This window comes from Streptomyces sp. 17_S59 (assembly GCF_056930295.1).
In genome coordinates this window covers 5729234-5750944 of the sequence record NZ_JBXOWD010000001.1, presented here as the reverse complement: position 1 = coordinate 5750944, position 21711 = coordinate 5729234, and the positions used below count along the sequence as shown (strand labels likewise).

The 21711-nt window shown below is 73.7% G+C and carries 19 protein-coding genes and 2 pseudogenes; 11 read left to right on the top strand and 10 right to left on the bottom strand.

Annotation, left to right across the window (positions count from 1 at the left end):
* Positions 1 to 21 precede the first annotated feature (21 nt).
* The 3 genes from pucD to AC1Z4A_RS26125 are packed head-to-tail and all read right to left on the bottom strand — an operon-like array spanning position 22 to position 3805.
* The gene (pucD, locus tag AC1Z4A_RS26135) at positions 22 to 2415 is read right to left on the bottom strand and encodes a xanthine dehydrogenase subunit D (protein WP_483683730.1); all 2394 of its coding nucleotides are present in this window, start codon (positions 2413 to 2415) and stop codon (positions 22 to 24) included.
* Between the two features lie 2 nt (positions 2416 to 2417).
* Entirely contained in the window at positions 2418 to 2918 is a 501-nt protein-coding gene (locus AC1Z4A_RS26130) for a (2Fe-2S)-binding protein (protein WP_483682310.1), read from the bottom strand.
* A complete protein-coding gene (locus AC1Z4A_RS26125; protein WP_483682309.1) occupies positions 2909 to 3805 on the bottom strand; it encodes an FAD binding domain-containing protein in 897 nt (298 codons plus the stop codon). Before AC1Z4A_RS26125 ends, AC1Z4A_RS26130 begins: the two co-directional genes overlap by 10 nt.
* Before the next feature lie 248 nt (positions 3806 to 4053).
* On the opposite strand from AC1Z4A_RS26125, the gene AC1Z4A_RS26120 reads away from it, so the two are divergent.
* Positions 4054 to 5745: a PucR family transcriptional regulator gene (locus tag AC1Z4A_RS26120; protein WP_483682308.1), complete on the top strand. Its 1692-nt coding sequence runs from the start codon at positions 4054 to 4056 to the stop codon at positions 5743 to 5745.
* Between the two features lie 17 nt (positions 5746 to 5762).
* Here the strand turns inward: AC1Z4A_RS26120 and AC1Z4A_RS26115 are convergent, their stop codons facing one another.
* Positions 5763 to 6410 carry a response regulator transcription factor gene (locus AC1Z4A_RS26115; RefSeq protein ID WP_483682307.1) on the bottom strand — a complete coding sequence of 216 codons (648 nt, stop codon included), beginning with the start codon at positions 6408 to 6410 and terminating at the stop codon, positions 5763 to 5765.
* A complete protein-coding gene (locus AC1Z4A_RS26110; protein WP_483682306.1) occupies positions 6395 to 7660 on the bottom strand; it encodes a sensor histidine kinase in 1266 nt (421 codons plus the stop codon). Before AC1Z4A_RS26110 ends, AC1Z4A_RS26115 begins: the two co-directional genes overlap by 16 nt.
* 157 nt (positions 7661 to 7817) lie before the next feature.
* Between AC1Z4A_RS26110 and AC1Z4A_RS26105 the strand changes: the two genes are divergently transcribed.
* Positions 7818 to 8282 (top strand): hypothetical protein, encoded by a 465-nt coding sequence (locus tag AC1Z4A_RS26105; protein ID WP_483682305.1) that lies wholly within the window; start codon positions 7818 to 7820, stop codon positions 8280 to 8282.
* Positions 8283 to 8377: 95 nt separating this feature from the next.
* Here the strand turns inward: AC1Z4A_RS26105 and AC1Z4A_RS26100 are convergent.
* Positions 8378 to 8752: pseudogene (locus tag AC1Z4A_RS26100) on the bottom strand (GNAT family N-acetyltransferase); the annotation flags it as partial.
* Positions 8753 to 8852: 100 nt separating this feature from the next.
* Here AC1Z4A_RS26100 and AC1Z4A_RS26095 point away from each other — a divergent pair.
* The 4 genes and pseudogenes from AC1Z4A_RS26095 (at position 8853) to AC1Z4A_RS26080 (ending at position 10726) form a co-directional block, all read left to right on the top strand.
* Complete coding sequence (locus AC1Z4A_RS26095; protein ID WP_483682304.1) at positions 8853 to 9158, top strand: helix-turn-helix domain-containing protein; 306 nt, start codon at positions 8853 to 8855, stop codon at positions 9156 to 9158.
* Positions 9119 to 9412: a Scr1 family TA system antitoxin-like transcriptional regulator gene (locus AC1Z4A_RS26090; protein ID WP_483682303.1), complete on the top strand. Its 294-nt coding sequence runs from the start codon at positions 9119 to 9121 to the stop codon at positions 9410 to 9412. Before AC1Z4A_RS26095 ends, AC1Z4A_RS26090 begins: the two co-directional genes overlap by 40 nt.
* Before the next feature lie 44 nt (positions 9413 to 9456).
* Positions 9457 to 9624: pseudogene (locus AC1Z4A_RS26085) on the top strand (DUF397 domain-containing protein); the annotation flags it as partial.
* Between the two features lie 148 nt (positions 9625 to 9772).
* On the top strand, positions 9773 to 10726 hold the full coding sequence (locus AC1Z4A_RS26080) for a hypothetical protein (RefSeq protein ID WP_483682302.1): 954 nt from the start codon (positions 9773 to 9775) through the stop codon (positions 10724 to 10726).
* 63 nt (positions 10727 to 10789) lie between these two features.
* Here the strand turns inward: AC1Z4A_RS26080 and AC1Z4A_RS26075 are convergent, their stop codons facing one another.
* Entirely contained in the window at positions 10790 to 12784 is a 1995-nt protein-coding gene (locus tag AC1Z4A_RS26075) for a GTP-binding protein (RefSeq protein WP_483682301.1), read from the bottom strand.
* Positions 12785 to 13153: 369 nt separating this feature from the next.
* Here AC1Z4A_RS26075 and AC1Z4A_RS26070 point away from each other — a divergent pair, with 369 nt between their 5' ends.
* A complete protein-coding gene (locus tag AC1Z4A_RS26070) occupies positions 13154 to 13951 on the top strand; it encodes a hypothetical protein (RefSeq protein WP_483682300.1) in 798 nt (265 codons plus the stop codon).
* Between the two features lie 156 nt (positions 13952 to 14107).
* On the opposite strand, the gene AC1Z4A_RS26065 is transcribed toward AC1Z4A_RS26070, so the two are convergent.
* The gene (locus AC1Z4A_RS26065) at positions 14108 to 14863 is read right to left on the bottom strand and encodes a GntR family transcriptional regulator (RefSeq protein WP_483682299.1); all 756 of its coding nucleotides are present in this window, start codon (positions 14861 to 14863) and stop codon (positions 14108 to 14110) included.
* A 116-nt stretch (positions 14864 to 14979) separates the two neighbouring features.
* Between AC1Z4A_RS26065 and AC1Z4A_RS26060 the strand changes: the two genes are divergently transcribed.
* Entirely contained in the window at positions 14980 to 15834 is an 855-nt protein-coding gene (locus tag AC1Z4A_RS26060) for a (2Fe-2S)-binding protein (RefSeq protein ID WP_483682298.1), read from the top strand.
* 188 nt (positions 15835 to 16022) lie between these two features.
* Positions 16023 to 17084, top strand: a complete 1062-nt coding sequence (locus tag AC1Z4A_RS26055; RefSeq protein ID WP_483682297.1) for a DUF2637 domain-containing protein — start codon at positions 16023 to 16025, stop codon at positions 17082 to 17084.
* Positions 17085 to 17229: 145 nt separating this feature from the next.
* On the opposite strand, the gene AC1Z4A_RS26050 is transcribed toward AC1Z4A_RS26055, so the two are convergent.
* Entirely contained in the window at positions 17230 to 17721 is a 492-nt protein-coding gene (locus tag AC1Z4A_RS26050) for an ATP-binding protein (protein ID WP_483683729.1), read from the bottom strand.
* A gap of 342 nt (positions 17722 to 18063) precedes the next feature.
* Positions 18064 to 20118 (bottom strand): protein phosphatase 2C domain-containing protein, encoded by a 2055-nt coding sequence (locus AC1Z4A_RS26045; protein WP_483682296.1) that lies wholly within the window; start codon positions 20116 to 20118, stop codon positions 18064 to 18066.
* 110 nt (positions 20119 to 20228) lie between these two features.
* Here AC1Z4A_RS26045 and AC1Z4A_RS26040 point away from each other — a divergent pair, with 110 nt between their 5' ends.
* On the top strand, positions 20229 to 21047 hold the full coding sequence (locus AC1Z4A_RS26040) for a helix-turn-helix domain-containing protein (RefSeq protein ID WP_483682295.1): 819 nt from the start codon (positions 20229 to 20231) through the stop codon (positions 21045 to 21047).
* Positions 21048 to 21139: 92 nt separating this feature from the next.
* A complete protein-coding gene (locus AC1Z4A_RS26035; protein ID WP_483682294.1) occupies positions 21140 to 21625 on the top strand; it encodes a DUF456 domain-containing protein in 486 nt (161 codons plus the stop codon).
* Positions 21626 to 21711: the final 86 nt, after the last annotated feature.

Below are 21711 nucleotides of genomic sequence, written 5' to 3'. Positions count from 1 at the left end.
CGATCCTCAAGAGGTACGTGGTCAGGTGCCCGTCAGGTGCTCCGGGCGGATCGGTACGCGGGTGAGGGCCAGGCCCGTGGCCCGGCGGACGGCCGCCACGACGGCCGGGGTGGCGGACAGCGTGGGCGCCTCGCCGACGCCCCGCAGGCCGTACGGGGCGTGCTCGTCGGCGAGTTCGAGCACGTCGACCGGGATGGCCGGGGTGTCGAGGATGGTGGGGATGAGGTAGTCGGTGAAGGAGGGGTTGCGGACCTTCGCGGTGACCGGGTCCACCACGATCTCCTCCATCACCGCAAGCCCCAGCCCCTGCGTCGAGCCGCCCTGGATCTGGCCCACGACGGACAGCGGGTTGAGCGCCTTGCCGACGTCCTGCGCGCAGGCCAGCTCCACGACCTTGACCAGGCCCAGCTCGGTGTCCACCTCCACGACCGCGCGGTGGGCCGCGAACGAGTACTGCACATGGCCGAAGCCCTGGCCGGTGCGCAGGTCGAAGGGCTGGGTGGGGCGGTGCCGCCACTCCAGCTCCACGTCCACGCACTCGCCCTCCAGGACGTCCGCGAGAGCGGCCAGGGCCTCGCCCCCGTCAGTGACGACCTTGCCGTCCTCCAGCAGGAGTCCGGCCGTCGCCCACGCCGGGTGGTACATGCCGAACCGGGCCCGGCCCAGCTCCAGCACGCGCTCGCGCACCGCCTCGCAGGCGTGCTTGACGGCGCCGCCGGTGACGTAGGTCTGGCGGGAGGCGGAGGTCGAGCCCGCCGAGCCCACCTCGGTGTCGGCGGGGTGGATGGTCACCCGGGCGACGCCCAGCTCGGTGCGGGCGATCTGCGCGTGCACGGTGATGCCGCCCTGGCCCACCTCGGCCATGGCGGTGTGCACGGTGGCCACGGGCTCGCCGCCGACGGCCTCCAGGCGGACCCGCGCGGTGGAGTAGTCGTCGAAGCCCTCGGAGAAGCCGACGTTCTTGATGCCCACCGCGTAGCCGACGCCGCGGACAACGGATTCGCCGTGGGTGGTGTTCGACAGCCCGCCGGGCAGCGCCCGTACGTCGGGGGCGCCGCCGGCCGTCTCCCACTGCCGCTCCGGCGGCAGCGGCAGCGCCTTGACCCGGCGCAGCAGCTCGGCGACGGGCGCGGGCGAGTCGACGACCTGGCCCGTCGGCATCACGGAGCCCTGGGACATGGCGTTGCGGCGGCGGAACTCCACCGGGTCCATGCCGAGCGCGTCCGCGAGCCGGTCCATCTGGGCCTCGTAGGCGAAGCACGCCTGCACCGCGCCGAAGCCGCGCATCGCGCCGCAGGGCGGGTTGTTGGTGTAGAGGGCGAGCGCCTCGATGCCGACGGCGTCGACGACGTACGGGCCGACGGACAGCGAGGCGGCGTTGCCGACGACGGCCGGCGAGGAGGACGCGTAGGCGCCGCCGTCGAGCACGATGCGGGCCTCGACGTAGCAGAGCCTGCCGTCGCGGGTCGCGCCGTGCTCGTAGCGGAGCTTGGCCGGGTGGCGGTGGACGTGGCCGAAGAAGGACTCGAAGCGGTTGTAAACAATCTTCACGGGCTTGCCCGTGCGCAGCGCGAGCAGGCAGGCGTGGGCCTGCATGGACAGGTCCTCGCGGCCGCCGAAGGCGCCGCCGACGCCGGACAGCGTCATCCGCACCTTGTGCTCCGGCAGTCCGAGGACGGGGGCGATCTGGCGCAGGTCCGCGTGCAGCCACTGGGTGGCGATGTAGAGGTCGACGCCGCCGTCCTCGGCGGGCACGGCGAGGCCGGACTCGGGGCCGAGGAATGCCTGGTCCTGCATGCCCATCTCGTACTCGCCGCCGACGACCACGTCCGCGCGGGCCTTCGCGGCGGCGAGGTCGCCCCGGACGACGGGCTGGCGGTGGACGATGTTGGGGTGGGGGACGTGGGGGGCGTGGTGATCCTCGCGGCCGGGGTGGAGGACGGGTGCGCCCGGTGCGGTGGCGCTCTTCTCGTCGGTGACGACGGGGAGTTGCTCGTAGTCGACCTCGATCTTCGCCGCGGCGCGGCGGGCCGTCTCGGGGTGGTCGGCGGCGACGAGGGCCACGGGCTCGCCGTGGTAGCGCACGACGCCGTCGGCGAGGACGGGCGTGTCCTTGATCTCCAGGCCGTAGCGGGTCGCGGCGGGCAGGTCGGCGTACGTCATGACAGTCTCGACGCCGGGCGTGGCGAGGGCGGCGGAGACGTCGACGGAGCGGATGCGGGCGTGGGCGTGCGGGCTGCGGAGGGTGAAGCCCCAGAGCATGTCCTCGTGCCAGAGGTCGGAGGCGTAGGCGAACTCGCCGGTGACCTTGAGGGTGCCGTCGGGGCGGAGGGTGGATTCGCCGATGCCGCCCTTGGTGGTGCTGCTCTGGCTGACTCCGGCGGAGGTCGCGTCGTGCATGGTCACGTCGTGCATGGTCATGTCGCCGCCTCCCCGGTGCGGGCGGTACGGGCGGCGGCCAGGCGCACTGCGTCGAGGATCTTCTCGTAGCCGGTACATCGGCACAGGTTGCCGGACAGGGCCTCGCGGATGTCGGCGTCGGAGGGGTCGGGGCAGTGCTCCAGCAGCTCGTCCGCGGCGACGAGGAGGCCGGGGGTGCAGAAGCCGCACTGCACCGCCCCCGCGTCGACGAACGCCTGCTGGACGGGCGCGAGTCGGCCCTGCGGCATCCCGGCGCGGGCGGCCAGCCCCTCGACGGTGACGACGTCGCGGCCCTCGGCCTGCCCGGCCGCCACCAGGCAGGCGCACACCGGGACTCCGTCCAGACGGACCGTACACGAGCCGCATTCGCCTTGCTCGCAGGCGTTCTTGGAGCCCGGCAGGCCGAGCCGCTCGCGCAGGACGTACAGCAGGCTCTCGCCCTCCCACACGTCGTCGGCCTGCTCCGGGCGGCCGTTGACCGTGAAGTTCACGCGCACAGCGCGCTCCTCTCCCCCGTGGTGCCGGTGGTGTACTCCTCCCAGACCCAGCCGAGGGTGCGGCGGGCCATGACGCCCACGGCGTGCCGCCGGTAGGCGGCGCTGCCGCGCACGTCGTCGATGGGGCTGCAGGCAGCGGCGGCCAGTCCGGCGAACTGCCCGGCGACGTCCGGCGGGATCGGCCGCCCCGACTCCCAGAGGCCGCCGTCGCCGAGGGCGGCCTCCAGGAACTCCTCGGCGGCCCGGGCCCGGACGGGCGTGGGGGCGGCCGAGCCGATGCCGGTGCGCACGGTGCGGCTGCCGGGGTGCAGGGCGATGCCGAAGGCGCAGACGGCGATGACCATGGCGTTGCGGGTGCCGACCTTGGAGAACTGCTGGGGTCCGGTGGCCTTGCGGATGCGGACGGCGCTGATCAGCTCGTCGGGGGCGAGGGCGTTGCGCTTGACGCCCGTGTAGAACTCCTCGACCGGGATCAGGCGGGTGCCCCGCACGGACTCGGCCTCGACCTCGGCGCCCGCGGCGAGCAGCGCGGGGTGGCTGTCCCCGGCCGGGGAGGCGGCGCCGAGATTGCCGCCGACGCTGCCGCGGTTGCGGATCTGCGGGGAGCCGACGGTGTGCGAGGCGAGGGCGAGACCGGGCAGCGGTCCGCGCAGGTGTTCGATGATGCGGGAGTAGGGGACGGCGGCGCCGAGCCGGACGTACGGCCCGTCCTCGTCCCACTCGTGGATTTCGCCGATGCGGTTCAGATCCAGCAGGTACTCCGGACGGCGGTGGTCGAAGTTGATTTCGACCATGACGTCCGTGCCGCCCGCTATGGGCACGGCCGTGGGGTGCTCGGCCTTGGCGGCGAGAGCCTCCTGCCAGCTGGTGGGGCGCAGGAAGTCCATGGATGTTCTCTTCTCGGGGGGAGGTCCAGGGGGCCGGGGGTCCGGGGGTCCGGTGAGGGCGCGGTTCCGGACAGCCGTCCGGCGCGTGGAGCCAGTACAGCGACGCGCCGGAGGGCCGGTGCAGTCACCGAAAACATGAAGCGGTTGGCTGGCCAGGGCACATGTCTTGTAGATTCGAACGAAAGGCGGGGTTCAAAAACCTCACGGCATTCCACTGGTTACAAGAAGACAGATCGGCGGCGACGACGATGCGGTTGCGCGCACTCCTGGAGACCGAGGCGCTGGGCCTTCGCCTGCTCGGCGGCGAGGACGAGCTGGACCGCACCGTGCGCGGCGTGATGACCACCGACCTGCGCGACCCCAGCCGCTACCTCTCCGGCGGCGAGCTGGTGCTGACCGGGCTCGCCTGGCGGCGCGAGCCGGCGGACTCGGAGCGGTTCGTCCGCATCCTCACGGCCGCCGGGGTGGCGGGGCTCGCGGCGGGCGAGGCGGAGATCGCGTCCACCCCCGACGACCTCGTCGACGCCTGCGCCCGGCACCGGCTGCCGCTGTTCTCGGTCGACGAGACCGTGTCGTTCGCGTCCATCACCGAGCACGTCGTCCGGCAGGTCTCCAGCGAGCGGGCCGGGGACCTGGCCGCGGTCGTGGACCGGCACCGCCGGCTGATGACGGGCGGCCCCGCGGGCGGCGGCTCCGAGGTCGTCCTGGACCTGCTCGGCTCGGACCTGGACCTGCGCGCCTGGGTGCTCTCCCCCACCGGCCGCAGGATCGCCGGCTCCTCCCTGGCGGGCGCCGGGCCCGACCTGCCCGCCTCGGTCGGCGCCGCCCTGGCCGGCGAGCACCTGGCCGCCGCCCGCACGGGCCGGCGCGGCCCGCACCGGGTCGCGGCCGGCGGAAGCACGTACTCCCTGTTCCCCGTCCACAGCAGCGGGCGGGCCGCGGCGGCGCGGGACGTGCGCGAGACGGTCCTCTCGGACTGGCTGCTGGCAGTCGAGGCCGACGCCGGGGAGTGGCCGGAGGAGCGGCTGGACCTGCTCCAGGGCGTCACCCAGCTGATCGCCGTCGAGCGCGACCGGCGCGACGCGGCCCGCACGGTGCGGCGCCGGCTCGCCCAGGAGGTCCTGGAGCTGGTCCAGGCGGGCGCCGCGCCCGCCGAGATCGCCGCCCGGCTGCGGGTGGCCGCGCCCGTGCTGCTGCCCGGCCTGGGCACGGCCCCGCACTGGCAGGTCGTGGTGGCCCGCGTCGAGTGGTCGGACAGCGACATTCCGGGCGGTCCGGTGGCGCAGTCGCTGCTGGAGGAGGTCCTGGTCGACCCCGACGCCGCCGGCGCGGAGCCCTCCGACCGCATCGCCGTGGCCCACACCGGCGACGAGGCCGTCGCCCTGGTGCCGCTGCCCGCCGTGCTCACGGGGGCACCGGGCGAGAGCGGGGCGGCGGGCCCGGCGGGCCTGCACGCCGACACGCTCCTCGCCGCGGTCCGCGAACCCCTCGCCCGGGGACTCGCGGACGACGGCCGCCTCACGTTCGGCGTCAGCGCCGCCGTCCACTCGGCGGAGGGCCTGCGCGGCGCCCTGGAGGAGGCCCGTCACGCCCGCCGCGTGGCCGCGGCCCGCCCGGGCCCCGTCTGCGCGGCCGGCCACCAGGAGCTGGCCTCGCACGTCCTGCTGCTCCCCTTCGTCCCCGACGACGTGCGCCGCGCCTTCACGGCCCGCCTCCTGGACCCCCTGCGCGACTACGACCACCGCCACCGCGCCGAGCTGATCCCCACCCTGGAGGCGTTCCTGGAGTGCGACGGCTCCTGGACGCGCTGCGCGACGCGGCTGCACCTGCACGTCAACACGCTGCGGTACCGGGTGGGCCGGATCGAGCAGCTGACGGGCCGGGACCTGTCGCGGCTCGAGGACAAGCTGGACTTCTTCCTGGCACTGCGGATGAGCTGAGGAGACGTCGGGTCGGGCTACGGCTTGTTGAGGTAGGTGAGGACGGCGCGGACGCGGCGGTTGGTGTCGTCGTCATCGCTGATGCCGAGCTTGCCGAACATCGAGGTCGTGTACTTGCCGATGGCGCTGTCGCTGAGGAAGAGGCGGCGTCCGATGGCCTGGTTGGACAGTCCCTCGGCCATGAGGCCCAGCACGGAGTACTCGCGCTCGGTCAGTCGCTCGAGCCCCCGGTTCGGGGAGCTGCCGGCCAGCAGTTTCGCGATGACGCCCGGGTCCAGGGCGGTCCCGCCGTCCGCGACGCGCTCCAGGGCGCCGATGAACTGGTCGGCGTCGAAGACGCTCTCCTTGAGGAGGTAGCCGACGCCGCCGGAGCCGTCGGCCAGCAACTCCCGGGCGTACAACTGCTCGACGTGCTGGGAGAGGATGAGAACCGGCAGTCCGGGCATTTCGCCGCGGGCGGCGAGGGCCGCCCGCAAGCCCTCGTCCGACTGGTTCGGGGGCATGCGGACGTCGATGACGGACACGTCCGGGCGGTACGTCCGCAGCGCGTCGAGGGTCTCGGGCCCGGTGGCCGCAGTCGCCACCACCTGGTGCCCGTAGGCCTCGATGAGGCGGACCATCCCGTCGCGCAGGAGGTAAAGGTCTTCGGCTACAACGATGCGCATGGCACCGCCATCCTGACACAGGTCGGGCCGCCCGGCGGGCTGTTGATCTCCAGGGTGCCGTCGAAGACCGCGAGGCGGCGGCGCAGGCCCGCGAGCCCGCCGCCGGCCCGGGCGTCGGCCCCGCCCCGGCCGTCGTCCTCGACCTCGGCGACGATGCCGGTGCCGGTGCCGTCCCGCGAGAGGGAGACGTGCGCCCGGGACGCCCGGGCATGCCTGACCGCGTTGGTCAGCAGCTCGGCGATGCCGAAGTAGACGGCGGACTCGATCGGCGGGTCCAGGCGCAGCGGGGGGTCGGCGCTGACGGCCACGTCGAGGGGCACGTCCAGGGCGAGGGCGCGGACGGCGTCGACGAGCCCCCGCTCGTTCAGCACGGGCGGGCTGATCCCCCGGACCAGCTCGCGGAGTTCGGCCAGCGAGGCGGTGGCGCCGGCCCGCGCGTCCCGCATCAGCGCCCTGGCCTGCTCGGGGTTGGTCTCCATCAGCTTCTCGGCGGTCGCCAGGGAGAGCCCGAGCGCCACCAGGCGGGCCTGTGCACCGTCGTGCAGGTCCCGCTCGATCCGGCGGATCTCGGCGGCCTGCGCGACCGTCACGTCCGCGCGCTGGGCGGTCAGCTCGTCCACCCGGTCCGCCAGCGCCATCGCGGGCGACGGGCGCAGGAAGCGGACGGCCACCGGCCCGACGGGCCGCCAGGCGTACGGGGCGGAGGCGACGGCCACGACCAGGCCGAGCGCACCGGCGAGGCGCGCGGCGGGCCCGGACTGGCCGAGCCCGAGGACCGCCGCGGCGACCCCGGTCGGCGGGAGGGACGCGACGACACCCGCGGTGAACGGCACGATCGCGATGAACCGCAGGTCACGCCAGTTGGCGGGGTCCTTCCAACGGACCCGCCACTTCTGGTCCATGAGGGCGTCGCGACGGCTGCGCTCGTAGGAGAAACCGTTCCACCAGTACCCGGTGGACAACCGCGTCACCGGCCCCGCCTGCCGGTATCCGTCGGGGATGACGGTGGCGGTCCAGCGCGCGACGAGGAAGCGGACGATCCGGCAGACGGGGCGGGACAGGGCGAGCGTGCCCACGCACACCAGCACGACCGGCGCCACCCACGACCAAGGGTTCCCGGCCCCCCACCGGATCCCCAGCGCCACGGCGCCGGCCCACACGGCCGGTACCAGCATGCTGACGGCCGCGACGACACACGCCCGTACGAACCCCACGCCGACGCGCGCCGGCCACGATCCCAGCTGTCTCATGTCTGTTCTTTCTTCCTCCGCTTGCCGTTCGGTGCTCCCACTGTGCACCGCGCGGAACCCGCTGCCGCCCTGGTCAGCCGGGGAGTGGGGCTAGCCCCACCCATGTGTGCGTCCAGACGGATACCGGGTCGGCCGGGTGCTTCGTAGCGTCGGTGGCATGGAAACCAACACGCACAGCAACACGTACGGCAACACGCACACCGCGGCCGGGATGGCGCTCCTCAACGACCCCCGCACCCAGGGAATCTTCGACAAGGCGAAGAGCAGCCTCAAGGTCTACGGCGCACTCGGCGCGGCCGCGCTCGTGGCGGTCGTCGTGGTGGCGAGCACCGGTCACATGGTGAACACGTTCATGTGGGTGCGTGCGGTCCTGCTGCCTGTGGTCGCCGTGCTGCTTCACCGGATGACCGTCTCCGCTTCCGGGGGATCCCGGCGGACCTTCGAGCGCGTGAGCACTCTCGCCGTCGTCATGCCGGTCGCGATCATCGGCGTGGACCTGATCCCGGGTGTCTGTCCGCCGTGGTACGCCGTGATGCAGGTCGTCTGCATGCTGCCCGTCATCCGGGTCGCGTTCATCACTCGCGGCTCGGCGCTGCGGGGCGTGTTTCCCAAGGGGCGTTGATCGCCGGTACGACGGCGGTGCCACCGATACGAACCAGCGGACCGTCCTCGCCCTGCCATGCGACGGCAGTGATGGTGGACGGACTGCCGAGGGGGCTACTTGCCGACGACGGGGAATACGACATCGGATCCCGCGCCGTTCCCCTGGACGAGGGCGTGCAGGTGCTGGTCGTGCCATCCGTCCACGTGCAGCAGTGCGCTGTGCATGGTCCCTTCGAGCGAGTACCCGGCCTTGTCCGCCACCCGGCAGGAGGCAGGATTGCCCACCGAGTGGCACAACCGCAGGCGATGCAGACCAAGGTCGTCCAGTGCCCACTGGCTGAGGCGCTTCACGGCCTCGACGACGACACCGGCACCGCGTGCGGCGGGCAGAACCCAGTAGACGATTTCGGCGCTGCCGTCTTCGAGGTCGATGTCGTTCCACCCGATGAGCCCCATGGCCTCGCCACCGCCCGCCGGTGCGATGGCCCACCCCCTCTTCACCGTCTGTACACGACGGGTCGCTCTGCGGGTCTAGCATCGGGCACAGTGGACGCGATGCAACGGCCAGTTGTGCAGGGGGAGTCAGGTTATGGCCAGTGGCGGTGGAGCCGGGCGGTTCGGGCGGGCCAAGTTCGGGTGGGAGTTCTTCGGTGACGAGCTGAAGCAGCGACGGGAGGCCGCCGGGCTGACGCAGCAGGCACTGGGCGCTCGCGTGTTCTGCTCCGCTTCGTACATCGGGCAGTTCAAGACCGCGATCCGCAAGCCTCAGCTCGATCTGTCCCAGCGGATCGATGTGGAGCTGGGTACCGACGGCATCTTCGGTCGTACCGGCGCGAGGTCGGTGGATCCGCGGTCATGCACGAGCAGCTGTGTCACATCGTGGACCTGGCGCTGAGGCGCCGCATTGTCCTTCAGGTGCTGCCCTTTTGTGCGGGCGCCCCTGCCCTCTCCGGGATGCTCACTCTCATGACCTTCGAGGACGCTCCCCCTGTGGCGTACCACGAGGGACCGAAGACGGGAAACCTCATCGACGATCCGGCCGCCGTCAAGCACTGCGAGCTGACCTACGATCACATCAGGGCCGCCGCACTGTCGCCGGAAGAGTCCCTGGTCCTGATCCAGTCAGCAGCGGAAGGTTACGCAAGATGAGCGTCCTGCACGACCTCACCACGGCGGCGTAGCGCAAGAGTACGTACAGCGACGGCGAGGGCGGTAGCTGCATAGCGATATCCGACGCCCTCCCCGACACAGTCCCCATACGCGACAGCAAGGCCCCGGCCGGACCCGCCCTGGCGGTCCCGGCCGGGGCCTGGTCATTGTTCATCGCGGCCGTCAAGGATGGCGCACTCACCGCCCGGTAGGCGCACACGCCGGGCTTCACACGGCACACGACCGTGCGACCAGAACCAGCCAGCCTCCCGCCGAGGTATGTCGACGTGCGCTCGACCACACCTAGGGTGTCCACCGATATGCGGGCGACGGCGCCCGGAATCCGACGGAGGTGGCGTCATGAGAAGCAGACGCGAGGTGCTCAAGGCGGCTTCGGCCGCCGCCGGTTTAGCAGCGGCGGGCGTGTTCACCCGGGCCGGTACGGCCGCCGCGGCGCCTCGATCGGCAGCACCTCCCGCACTCGGCGCAGCGCGCAAGGTGGCGGGCTTCAGTGACGCTTCGGGCCTGGTGAGCGTTGCCGTCTTCTCCTACCACGGAAGCCCGGCCCAGCAGCACTGGATCGACCAGACCGTGCGGGTGGGCGACGGGGACATGGTCGCCATCGGCGGTGGCGCCGTCGGGGCGGAGTTCCCGAACGGGGCGCTCCTGACGGCCTCGTACCCCAACGACGACCTGTCGGGCTGGACGGTCTCCACCAAGGATCATCTCTACGCCCAGGCCCACGAGTTGACGGCCTATGTCATCGGCCTGAAGATCGCCGGCATGAGCCGCTCCCAACTGCTGCAGTCCGTCCACGTCTCGCGCTCGGACAGCGGCACCGCCCCGCATCCGGAAGCCGAGGCGGGCATCCCGTCGTCGGCCGACTACGCACTCGTGGGCGGTGGGTTCAGGGTGAACTGGTACGGCGCCGGGAACCTGGCTACGGCTTCCTTCCCCGCCACCGACTATTCCTGGAAGGCCCGTTCCAAGGACCACCTGGTCTCCGACCCGGCGAGCATCAGCTCCTTCGCCGTCTCCCTCCGGCGCAACCTGCCCGTGGGGCGGGTCGCCGGCACCATCGCCCGTGCCGAATCCGGCCAGGCCCAGCACCCGGCCGCCGCGGCCACCCTGCCGCCGGGGTACGCCCTTACCGGTGGCGGCGCCGAGGTGCACTGGCGAGGCGCGGGCAGCCTCCTGTGGAAGCTCGAACCGTCCACCGCCTGGGCGCCCACCTTCAGCGCCGCCTCCAAGGACCACGGCGTCGCGGACCCTGCCACCCTCACGGCGTACGCACTCGGCATCCGGATCATCTAGCCGGCCCGGCCGCCGCCTCCCGCTCCCCGCTCACGGGGGGGGACGGGAGGCGTGCGCCGTCTACTACGCCCTCCCCAAATGCCGCAAGTACTCCGCCCTGTTGAGCGGATTCCCGTCCGTGCGCGGACGCCTGGGCGGAAGGCCCCGGCAGGGGCGTTCGTCGGTCGGGGCCGCCCACCAAACAGCTTCGCCCCTTGTCAGGCCCGGTAGGCGCTGTTCCAGTGCCGGGGTCGCGCGGGCCGGGATCACACCCTTCAGGGTGCAGGTGTCCGGGCCGGGGAGGGTCTCGTGGATGCCTGCGTCGTGTTCGGCCAGGGCCGCCGCCACCGTGCCCAGCGTGTCCGGCGGCAGTTCCAGTTCGTAGGCCAGGCACGGTTCGTACACCCGCGTACCCGCTGCCGCCAGGGCGCTCATCAGGACCAGGGGTGTCAGGGAGCGGAAGTCGGCGGCCGTGCTGACGGGGCTGGCGTAGCCGGAGCGGGTGAGGGTGACCGTGCAGTCGGTGACCGGCCAGCCGTGCAGGCCCTGCGTGAGGGTGCGGTGGACCGTGTCCTCGATGGCGCGGTCCAGTGCGTGCGGGAGGGCGCCCAGTTCGGTGTCCCGGCGGAAGGTCACACCGGTGCCGTGGGCGCCCGGCTCCACGCGCAGGCCCACCGTCGCCCAGAAGACGGGGGTGCCGCGCCGGTAGTCGATCTCCTCGTGTGCCTCGCCCGTGCCGACCGGCCGCTCCCGGTGGACCGTGCTGCTCGGCTCGAAGACGGCTTTCACGCCGAACTCCTCGGCCAGCGTTGCCGCGATGATCTCCTTCTGCACCTCGCCGTAGAGGAGGACGGACACCTCGCCGCCCGGCAGGGTGCGGGTGCCGATGAGGGGGTCCTGGTCGGCGAGGGCGGTGAGGGCCGAGTGCAGCCGGGCCGCGTCCTGCGGGCGTGCGGGGCGTACGACCGTTTCGAGGGTCGGGGGTGCGAAGTGCCGGTCGGCCGCCGGCTCCCGGTCCGGTCCCAGGCGGTCGCCCACACGGATGCCGGACAGGCCCCGGAGGCTCGCGATGCCTCCGGCGGTCAGGCGGGGCGGGGTGCCGGGCGGGGCTCCGACGACCGTCAGGGCGGTGATCCGGCCTGTGTGCTCCGCCGCCGTTCCGTCGGATTCCCGTCGATGGAGGGTGATGCGTTGACGTTGCGTCAATTGGCCTGTGGCCAGGCGGAGGTAGGCGGTTTTTTCGCCTGTTCCGGGGTCGCGGTGCACTGCGAAGACGGTGCCGGTCGGGTCGGCTTTCTCCGCTGCCGGTCTCGTCCGCGGGAGCCAGTCGGCGATGCCCGCGGTCAGGGCCGCCACCCCGTCGCCGGAGACGGCCGAGCCGAAGTACACGGGGTGCAGGTCGCCGCGCGCGACCGCGTCGCGGAGCCGGTGCCACAGTTCCTCCGGGGCGGGGATGCGGTCCTCGACGACGGCCGCGAGCATGTCGTCGTCGGTGTCGGCCAGCGTTTCGGCCACCTGGGCACGGAAATCCGGGTCCGTGAGGGAGAACGGCTGCGTTAGGGCTTCGGGGGTGCCGATGCCGCGGACCGTGGCCATGGGGAGGGCGGTGCGGGTCAGGCGGGTGCGGATGGCGTTCAGGGTTCCGGACTCGTCCGCTCCGGGGCGGTCCGTCTTGTTGACGAACAGCAGCGTGGGCAGGCGCAGTCGGTGCAGGGTCTTCATCAGGACGCGGGTCTGCGCCTGCACGCCCTCCACCGCCGACAGCACGAGCACGGCGCCGTCGAGCACGCCGAGGGCACGCTCGACCTCGGCGATGAAATCGCTGTGGCCGGGCGTGTCGATGAGGTTGACCTGGAGGTCGCCGATGGTGAACGGGGCCACGGCGGTGCGGATGGTGATGCCGCGGCGGCGTTCCAGTTCGCCGGAGTCCGTGCGGGTGCTGCCTTCGTCGACGCTGCCGAGGCGGTCGATGGCGCCGTTGTCGAAGAGCAGTCGCTCGGTGAGGCTCGTCTTACCCGCGTCGACGTGCGCGAGGATGCCGATGTTGAGGGTGCGGGGAGCCTGGCTGGGTGTGGGCATGGGTGAAGGAGTCCTCGGAAGTGTTCAGCCGGTCGGGGCGCTGGGGGTATCCGAGGCTCTGGCGCATGCCTGTCCCTTTCTCTTCCTGTCATGGATCAGTGACGGCGGTTCGCCGTGTCGTGCCCGCGCCATCCTTTCAGGGCGGAGGCTTCAGTTCGAGCGATTTTCGGCGCAGCTGTGGCCTGGGGTTTCTTCGGTAGCCTGCCGCCAGCCTGCCCCTTCGCGAGGAGCCCGCGGGCCGGCGGCCCGCAGGAGTTTGTGAATTGCTTCACACCTGCCCCTTGGCCGCGCCCGGGTCCTCGTGCTGAGATCGAGGCAGGCTTCCAGCTCGACGGCGCGCTTGGGGAGGGCACTGTGGCGGACACCGCCATGCGGAATTCTGGGTTGTCGGAGCCACAGGAACCTCGGGGACGGGATCCCCTGGACGACGATCCCCTGGAGCGGGCCGTGTGGCGGCTGCGTTCCCGGGCCTGCTGGGAGGACGCGGCGGCGCTGCTCGCCCCGCGGGCCGCCACCGAGCCGGGGCAGGCGCTGCGGCGGACGGCGGTGCTGATCGAGCGGTGCGTGTTCACGGCGGACGGCTGGCGGGCGGCCGAGGACTCGCTGCGGGCGGCCGAGGCGCTGGCCTCGGACGACGAGGAGCGCGGGGCGGCGGCCTGCGAACGCGGCCATCTCGCTTATGCGTTCACACTTTTGGGGGTACGGGACCGGGCCGACGAGGCGCGTTCCGCGCTGGGCAGGGCGGCGGCGCTGCTGAGTCCGCACTCGCCGACCCGGCCGCTGCTGGACTTCCGGCGGGGGCTGATCGCCCAGCACCTGTCCGACAATCCGTCCGACGCGACGGCCGCGTTCCGGCGGGCGCACGCGGGGGCGACGGCGCAGGGGCACCGGCTGCTGCTGTCGTTCACGTGGCGGCACGTGGCGGCGATGGCGGAGCACGCCGGGCAGCCGGCCGAGGCGCGGCACGGGTACGCGGAATCGCTGCGGATCCGGGAGGAGTTGGGCTACCTGGTGGGCATCGCGCCCGCGCTGGCCTCGCTGGCGGCGGTGCTGCCGGACGAGGCGGAGGCAGCGCGGATGCGGGCGGAGGCGGCGCGGCTGGTGCGGCTGCTGGGCGGGGTGCCGGCGTGGCTGGCGGAGCGGCTGCCGGCTGGAGGTGGGGGGTGACTTTTCCCCTGACCCGCCCCTTCCCGAAACTGGGGGCAAGCCCCCAGACCCCCGGATCGCGCCGGCGCGCGGGGCGAGATGCCTGAGGGGCTTCGCCCCCAGGCCCGGGCTCGGGGCGCGGGCGCCGCGCGGCGGAGCCGCACATCGAGCGCAGCCTCAGACCTCGGACAGGCCCCCGCAGTGCCGCGTCATCAGGGCCTCCACCCCGCACAGGTCCTGGACCGCCAGCAGGTCCAGCAGGGTCAGGTGCTCCGCCGCGTCCGCGATCAGGTCGGCGGTGCCTCGTGCAGCGGGCCGGGCTGCGGGCCACTGGGCGCGGCGGTGCAGCTCGTCCGCGATCAGCACCAGCTGGCGGTTGCCCGTCAGGCCGAGCAGCTCGCGGTGGAAGGAGCGGTCGGCCTCGGCGTAGGCGACGACGTCGCCCTCCGCCGCCACGGCAGCCGTGGCCTCGGCCGCCGGGCGCAGCTCGGTCCAGCGCCGGGCGGGGATCGTACGGGCCAGCCGCAGCAGGGCGGGCACCACGAGGAGCGCACGGACCTCGGCCAGCTCGGCCAGGTCGCGCGGGGTGCGGCTGGCGACCCGGAAGCCCCGGTTGGGCACGACCTCCACCGCGCCCTCCAGGGCCAGCTGCTGCATCGCCTCGCGCACGGGCGTGGCCGACACCCCGAAGCGCTCGCCGAGCACGGGGCCGGAGTAGACCTCGCCGGGTATCAGCTCGCCGCTGACCAGCGCTTTGCGCAGGGCGTCGAGGATCTGGCCCCGGACGGAATACCGCTGGGGCACCCGGCCCGCTGGCGGGCGGGCGCACGCGTCCTCGTCGTGGGTGTGCTCCCCCCGCGCGGACGGCGTGGCCTGCGCGGGCACACCGGCGTGCGGCCGCGATACTGCGGTGTGGGGTCTGCCCTGCTCCATGTGCGGTCCTCCTGTGTCCACCGGAACCATAGGCGGCACTTTCGGCAGTTCAAACCCCGACAGATCCGGGTAAGGTAAGGCTTACCTGCTAACGATCGCGATTCGGTGGTCCTCGCATGTCCACTGCCCAGGCCGCCCCGGCCGCCGCCCCGCACTCGCCGGACCCCCCTTTCGCGATCGCCTACGCCCGGCTCGGCGAGGCCCTGCCCGCACTGACGGTCCGGTGCGGGGCGCCGCACGGCGGTGACGGCTGGGTGACGGGCGGGGCGCTCGCGGCGGGCGGCGCCGGACTGGACGCCTTCCTGGTGTGGGACGAGGAGCAGGTGCTGCGCGACTTCGGGCAGCGGGCCCGCCCCGACGTCGTGGCGAGCCTCGGCCTCCACCGCTACACCTGGCACTTCTGCCTGCTGGTCACCGTGCCCTGGTTCCTGGAGCGCCGGGTGCCCCTGCTGCCCGCGGAGGCCGTCGCCTTCCACCGGGCCTCAGGCCGGATCACCGCCGCGGCCACCGGGTTCGCCTGCCTGCCCGGCGACCCGGCCGCCGCGCTGCCGGGCGCCCGGCCCGTGCCGGACGAGGAGGCGCTGCGCGCGGCGGTGCGGGCATCGGTGGCCGCGCACCTGGCGCCCGTGCTGGAGGGCTTCCGGCCCCGCATGCGGCGCGGGGCGCGCGCCCTGTGGGGCATGGTGACGGACGAGACCGCCGAGGGGCTGTGGCACGTCGGGCGGCTGCTCGGGGAGGAGCGGCGCGCGCGGCACGAGCTGGAGCTGCTCCTGCCGGGGTGCACCGCCCCGTTCGTCGGCGGCGCCGGATTCCGCGAACTGACGGGCCCGCAGGGGGAGTCGCTGCCCACGCGCGACCGCGCGAGCTGCTGTTTCTTCTACACTCTGCGCCCCAGGGAGACGTGCCTCACCTGCCCGCGCACCCGCGATGCGGACCGCATCGACCGGCTGTCAGCCGCGCGAATCGGCTAAGCCACCCGATCCAGTGGATTGAATAGAACCCAAATTCCTTTCCACTGAGGGGCGTTCGAATTTTTTCGTCGCTCTCCGTATATCCTTGCCGTCCATTGGCGGCGAGTTGCCGCGAAACCCCTTGGCTTCCGGTGCGGTTCCGTCAGGATGGCGCGCGAAACCCCGTACTGCATGCAAGGGAACGCAAGATGAGAGTGACCGACATACCGCTGAATTGGGCGCTCCCCAGTGCCGTGGCGCTCATCGGGGCAGTGGTGGCGGTGACGGTGTACGCGCGCGGCCGGCAGTCCGGCCCGGAGGACACGGCGGCCGGCACGGACTCCTGGGAGCGCAACGAGGAGCGCAGACGCCGCAAGGAAGCCATCTACGGCAGCGCCTCCTACGTACTTCTCTTCTGCTGTGCCGCGGTCGCCGCGGCCCTGTCCTTCCACGGCCTCGTCGGCTTCGGCCAGCAGAACCTGGGGCTGACGGACGGCTGGGAGTACCTGGTGCCCTTCGGCCTCGACGGGGCCGCGATGTTCTGCTCGGTGCTGGCGGTGCGGGAGGCGAGCCACGGCGACGCCGCGCTCGGCTCCCGGATGCTGGTGTGGACCTTCGCGGGCGCGGCGGCCTGGTTCAACTGGGTGCACGCACCACGGGGGCTGGACCACGCGGGGGCACCGCAGTTCTTCGCCGGGATGTCGCTGTCGGCCGCGGTGCTGTTCGACCGGGCGCTCAAGCAGACCCGCCGGGCGGCGCTGCGGGAGCAGGGCCTGGTGCCCCGTCCCCTGCCGCAGATCCGGATGGTCCGCTGGCTGCGCGCTCCGCGCGAGACCTTCGGCGCCTGGTCGCTGATGCTCCTGGAGGGCGTGCGGTCGCTCGACGAGGCCGTCGAGGAGGTCCGCGAGGACAAGCGCCAGCGGGCGCAGCACCGGCTGCGCCGCCGGGAGGCGGGCAAGCTGGAGCGGGCCCGGCTCAAGGCGTACAGCCGGCAGAACCGGATGTGGGGCCGGGTGCGCGGCGGCCGCCAGGTCGAGGTGGCCTCCCCCACCGCGGTGCCGGGGGCCGCCCAGCCCGCCCAGATCGGTGCGCAAGCCGGAGCGGAACCCTCCATAGTCGAGCCGGGGCAGCTTCCGGTGCGGTCCCGCCCGCTGCAGGCGGTGGGCAGTTCCGGTCCGATCGACCTCACCGCCGAGGACGACACCCAGGCCATCCCGCGGCTCGACTCGCTGGAAGCCAAGCTCGCCCAGATCGAGCGTCAGTTCGGCTGACGCCCGTGCAGAGCCCCGGTCCACCGCCGTAGGCGATCGGCCGGGGCTTTTGCATGCCCCCGGCGCCTCCCCCTGCCCCTGGCGCCTCCCCTTTGGGCGCTCCCCTGGGCGCTCCCCCTTGGGCGCTCCCCTGGGCGGGCGCGGCTCAGGACTCCTGGGCGTCCAGCTCGAACCACACCGACTTGCCCACCCCGTGGGCCCGTACGCCCCAGCCGTCGGCGAGGGAGTGGACGAGCAGCAGCCCGCGCCCGGAGGTGGCGGCCGCGTCGACATCGAGGGCAGCGCCCGGCCCGCCGTCGCTCCGGCTGCCGGGCAGCGGGGCACGCAGTGTGGGCTGCCGGGCGAGGAAATCCCGCACCTCGACCCTCAACCGCCCCTTGACCAGGGCGGCTTCGCCGCCCGCGAGCCGCGCCGTGACGACCGCCCCGCCGTCGGTGTGCACCAGTGCATTGGTGACCAGCTCGCTCACCAGCAGCTCGGCCGTCTCCGCCCGCCCGGGCGCTCCCCAGTCGACGAGGAGCCGCCGGAGCCCGGCCCGCACGTCGCGCACCGCGGTGAGGTCCCCGCTCCGGAGCCGCCGTTCCCAGCCCGGCGCCGCACCGAGCCGTTCCCCCTCCCCCGCCCCCTCCGGGACCATGGCGTCCGCGGACCCTCCGGTGCCCTCGCGCCTCTTGGCGCCCGTCCAGTGTGCAGTCCGCCGTTTCATCCTTCGCCGCCCCGACCCCTCCCCGGCGCCCCGGCATCGAACACGCTCACGGCGGATGCATGCCCCGGAGCCGACGAAACGACGCCTGTTGACGCATCAACATGGTTATACGACCGGAGTGCGAGAGCCTCTTGTGCACGCGGAGAATTCCTGTCCACGGCCCATCCGGAACCGCATTTCACGGGCGCGGTGAAACATCGGGAAGACGGGAAATAGTCGCGCCGCGAACGCCTCGGGTCGCGCGCGGTTCGGTCGGCGTTCTCCGGGCGCGCCCTATGCCTCCCAGACCGTGCAGGCCGTGCGGTCGTCCGCGTACCCCTTCACGCGCAGCTGCGTGTCCGCGAGGAACTCGGCCAGCCCCGGCGGCCCGGCCTGCGTCCACCGCTCGGCCAGCCGGATCCCCAGCTCGGGCTCGCCCCGCAGCGGGTCGGCGAGGCCCGAGGTGCACAGCAGCAGCGCGTCCCCGGGACGGGCGATCGACGCCCGGAAGCGGAACGGCTCGCCGGGGACCTCGTCCGGGTCTATGACGGGCGCGGTGCCGGGCGTCGGAATACCCAGGTCCACGGTGGGCCGGTCCGCGGCGCGGTGGTCGGCGCCATAGCCCACGACGGGCTCGCCCGCCGGTTCGGGCCGGTGCAGCTCGGGGTCCAGGTCCTGCCAGGAGCCCGCCCGCAGCCGGAACAGGCCGCCGGTGCCGACGCCGAAGAAGACCCGGGTGCGGCACCGGACGTCGGCGGGCAGCAGCAGGCAGCGCAGTCCCGCGGTGTACTCGGCGGGCTCGAGGCCGAGTTGGGCGGAACGGGTGCGCAGCCGCCCGTACGTGCGGTCGGTGAGCCGGTGCAGGCCGGACTTCAGCTCGTCGCGGCGGCCCGCGTGCAGGTCCTCGGCCAGCCGGGCGTGGCTGCGCCCCACGGCGCCCGCGATCCACTCGCAGACCTCCCGCGCCGCCCGGTGCGCGCCCTCGGCCGCGCGGGCGCCGCTCGCCATGGCGACGAGCAGCAGCGCCTCGTCGCCCGCCCCGAACCGGGCGGCGAGCAGGGCGTCCCGCCGGGGCTCGCCGCGGTAGCGGGCGGAGTCCCCGCGCATCGAGACGGCCCGCAGCGTCATGGCGCCGTACCGGGCGCCGTCCAGCACCGTGTCCGGGACCAGGCCGGCCAGGCCGCCGGGGTCGGCGGGCGGCCAGGCGGTCGGCTCGGCGTCGTAGGTGGGCGGCCGCGGGCCGACGAACTCGGGCCCGCGGAAGCGGTTTCCCCGCCGGGGCTCGGGGGCGGGCCGGGTGACGGGCCCGGAGGGGGGCGCCTCGGACACCTCGGTGGTGTCGAGCGGGGCGGCCCGCCGGACGGGCCGGACGACGTCCGGCGCGTCGGGGGCATCCGCGAGATCGGGGACGTTCGCGAAGTTCTGGATCTCCTGGATGTCGGGGAGGGAGCGGAAGTCCGGGATGCCTGCCAGACCCGGCAGGTCCGAACGGTCCGAACGGTCCGAGTGGTCCAGACGGTTCGAACGGCCCGAGCGGTCCGAGCGGTCCGTGATCCCCGGGGTGTGCGGGACATCGGGGAGGCCCGAGGTGGTCGGGGCTTCCGGGCGGGTCCGGCCGCGGCCACCCGGGGAGTCCGGGGCGTCCGCGCTCCGGGGCGCCGCCGGACTGCTGGTGTCCGGGACTCCGGGGGCTCCCATGGCGCTGGTGACGTCCGGGACTTCGGTGACACCGGAGGCGGGCGGCCCGCCCGCTTCGCCCGCGCCTTCGGTGCGGTGCGGACCGGCGGCCGGGGGCGGGGGCGTGGCGGCGCCGGCCGTGGTCCCGTACTCCTCTGCAGGCCCGGGCGTTCCCGGGTCCACGGAGGCGGGCGGCGGGGGCGAGACCCGGGTCCTCGGGTCGGGGGGCGGCGGGCCCTCGGGCATCCGTCCCGGCCCGACGGGCGGGCGCAGTTCGGGAGGGATGACCGGATCCGGGGGCGGGGGTGGCGGGGGCGGCTTGGGAGCCGGTACCGGCAGGGCTCCGTCACCGGGCGGCACCCAGCGCTTGGCCTGCCGCGGCACCCCGCGGGACAGGGCGGGCGAAAGGCCGGAAGGCGAGGCCGACGGGGGGCCGGGCAGGCCCGTCTGCCCCGTCTGCTCGGCGGTTCTGGGCGGCCGTTTGGGATCCGGCCGCCTGGATTCCGCCCTCGAACGTGGCGATTCCGGCCCGACGACCGCCGCGGCGGAGGAGAATCGTTCGTCGAGGCTGTCGCCGACGGCGCCGGATCCCGTGTCGGGTTCGCTCCTGCCGTACAACTCGCGCCACCAGGCGTCCTCTTGTTCGGCCTGCTGGTCCCCCTGCTGACTCATGCCCTTATTGTCCACACTCCGGGGCATACGGGAAGAGTGCACGGCGAACACCACCCCAGGGATGATGTCCCGAGTCGTAACGCGGTCGTGGGGATGGGGAGGGAAGTCGCGTGCTCGGTGCCATGGGGCCGGCCACCGTCCGGGAGGCGGTGGAGGCGGACGGACCAGCGTCGCAGCGGCTCGTCGGCCAGGGGACGGTGGAGGTCGTCACGGGAGCGGAGGCGGTCGCGCGACGGCTGCGGGGGCTGCGGATGAGCGCAGTGGAAGAAGTGTGCGCGATGTTGACGGGCAGCACACGTGAGTTGACGGAGAGACCCGGTTGGACGGGCGGCCCCGGGCCCGCCGGCGTCCGGGACGGCGGGGGCGTCCGGGGCGGCGGGGGCGTTCGGGACGGCGGGGGCGTCCGGGGCGGCGGGGGCGTCCGGGGCGGCGGGGGCGGTGGCTGCGGAAGGCCCGTACCGCACCGGACCGTGGTCGAGCGCGCCGCGCCGGGGCAGGTGGCGGTGGCTGTGGGCGGGCGGATACGGGTGGTCGACCGCATACCCGCCGAACTGGTCGTGGCCGACCGGCGGGTGGCACTGCTGCCGCTGGCATCCGGCACCGCCGACTCCGCCGCGCTGGTCGTGCACGCCGGGGCGCTGCTGGACTCGCTGATCGACCTCTTCGAGGACGTCTGGTACGAGGGCCGCCCCGTCCGGCCCGGCACCGGCGGCACGGGTGCCGGGCCGGACGGCCCCGACGCCCTCGACCTGGAGGTGCTGTCCCTCCTGCTGGCCGGGCTGACGGACGCCAGCGCGGCCAAGCAGCTGGGCCTCGGGCTGCGGACCGTGCAGCGGCGCGTGAAGCGGCTGATGGAGCTGGCCGGGGTCACCACACGGCTGCAACTGGGCTGGTACGCGGCCGAACACGGCTGGACCGTGCGGCACTGACCGCCACCCCCGGGGCCCGGGTGGCGCGTACCGGCCACCGTGACCGCAAATGTGCGGAAGCGCCGCCGACTGCGTTCCGGCAACCTTGGGGCATGGGGACGTGGCAGCTGCTTCTGGTCGGCCTCGTGATGCTGCTCGGCCTGCTCGGCGTCGTGACTCCCGGCGTGCCCGGGCCGCCGATCGTCTGGGCGGGCACGCTCTGGTGGTCGACGGCCGCGCACACGTCCTCGGCCTGGGCCGTGCTGGCGGGTGCGACGGCGGTTCTGCTGCTGAACCAGGCCGTCATCTGGCTGCTGCCGCCCCGCCGCCTGAAGTGTGCGGGCGTCACCCGCCGGACCTTCCTGGTGGCGGGGGCGGCGGGCATAGCCGGCTTCTTCGTCGTGCCGCTGGTCGGGGCGGTGCCGGGCTTTCTGGCCGGGGTCTACGGGGTGGAGCGGCGGCGGTTGGGCGGGCACGGGGAGGCTTGGGCGTCTACGCGGACGGTGATGCGGGCGTTGGGGACGAGTGTGCTGGTGGAGTTGTGCGCGTGTCTGCTGGTAGTGGGGGGATGGATCGGGGCGGTGGTGGTGGCGGGGTGACGGTGGCTTGGGGGGGCGCCTGCGGCGGGCCTTTCCCCACCCCGCCCCTTCCCGGCTGTATCGATTTGCGGCTCCGCCGCGTGAGG

What these genes read in the sequence shown, in the direction of transcription:
- AC1Z4A_RS26055 (WP_483682297.1), top strand. Translation starts at nt 16,023, where the DNA reads ATGAGAGTGACCGACATACCGCTGAATTGGGCGCTCCCCAGTGCCGTG.
- AC1Z4A_RS26070 (WP_483682300.1), top strand. Translation starts at nt 13,154, where the DNA reads ATGCGGAATTCTGGGTTGTCGGAGCCACAGGAACCTCGGGGACGGGAT.
- AC1Z4A_RS26035 (WP_483682294.1), top strand. Translation starts at nt 21,140, where the DNA reads ATGGGGACGTGGCAGCTGCTTCTGGTCGGCCTCGTGATGCTGCTCGGC.
- AC1Z4A_RS26090 (WP_483682303.1), top strand. Translation starts at nt 9,119, where the DNA reads ATGCACGAGCAGCTGTGTCACATCGTGGACCTGGCGCTGAGGCGCCGC.
- AC1Z4A_RS26125 (WP_483682309.1), bottom strand. Translation starts at nt 3,805, where the DNA reads ATGGACTTCCTGCGCCCCACCAGCTGGCAGGAGGCTCTCGCCGCCAAG.
- AC1Z4A_RS26080 (WP_483682302.1), top strand. Translation starts at nt 9,773, where the DNA reads ATGAGAAGCAGACGCGAGGTGCTCAAGGCGGCTTCGGCCGCCGCCGGT.
- AC1Z4A_RS26050 (WP_483683729.1), bottom strand. Translation starts at nt 17,721, where the DNA reads ATGGTCCCGGAGGGGGCGGGGGAGGGGGAACGGCTCGGTGCGGCGCCG.
- AC1Z4A_RS26115 (WP_483682307.1), bottom strand. Translation starts at nt 6,410, where the DNA reads ATGCGCATCGTTGTAGCCGAAGACCTTTACCTCCTGCGCGACGGGATG.
- AC1Z4A_RS26095 (WP_483682304.1), top strand. Translation starts at nt 8,853, where the DNA reads ATGGCCAGTGGCGGTGGAGCCGGGCGGTTCGGGCGGGCCAAGTTCGGG.
- AC1Z4A_RS26060 (WP_483682298.1), top strand. Translation starts at nt 14,980, where the DNA reads ATGTCCACTGCCCAGGCCGCCCCGGCCGCCGCCCCGCACTCGCCGGAC.
- AC1Z4A_RS26120 (WP_483682308.1), top strand. Translation starts at nt 4,054, where the DNA reads ATGCGGTTGCGCGCACTCCTGGAGACCGAGGCGCTGGGCCTTCGCCTG.
- AC1Z4A_RS26075 (WP_483682301.1), bottom strand. Translation starts at nt 12,784, where the DNA reads ATGCCCACACCCAGCCAGGCTCCCCGCACCCTCAACATCGGCATCCTC.
- AC1Z4A_RS26045 (WP_483682296.1), bottom strand. Translation starts at nt 20,118, where the DNA reads ATGAGTCAGCAGGGGGACCAGCAGGCCGAACAAGAGGACGCCTGGTGG.
- pucD (WP_483683730.1), bottom strand. Translation starts at nt 2,415, where the DNA reads ATGCACGACGTGACCATGCACGACGCGACCTCCGCCGGAGTCAGCCAG.
- AC1Z4A_RS26110 (WP_483682306.1), bottom strand. Translation starts at nt 7,660, where the DNA reads ATGAGACAGCTGGGATCGTGGCCGGCGCGCGTCGGCGTGGGGTTCGTA.
- AC1Z4A_RS26065 (WP_483682299.1), bottom strand. Translation starts at nt 14,863, where the DNA reads ATGGAGCAGGGCAGACCCCACACCGCAGTATCGCGGCCGCACGCCGGT.
- AC1Z4A_RS26105 (WP_483682305.1), top strand. Translation starts at nt 7,818, where the DNA reads ATGGAAACCAACACGCACAGCAACACGTACGGCAACACGCACACCGCG.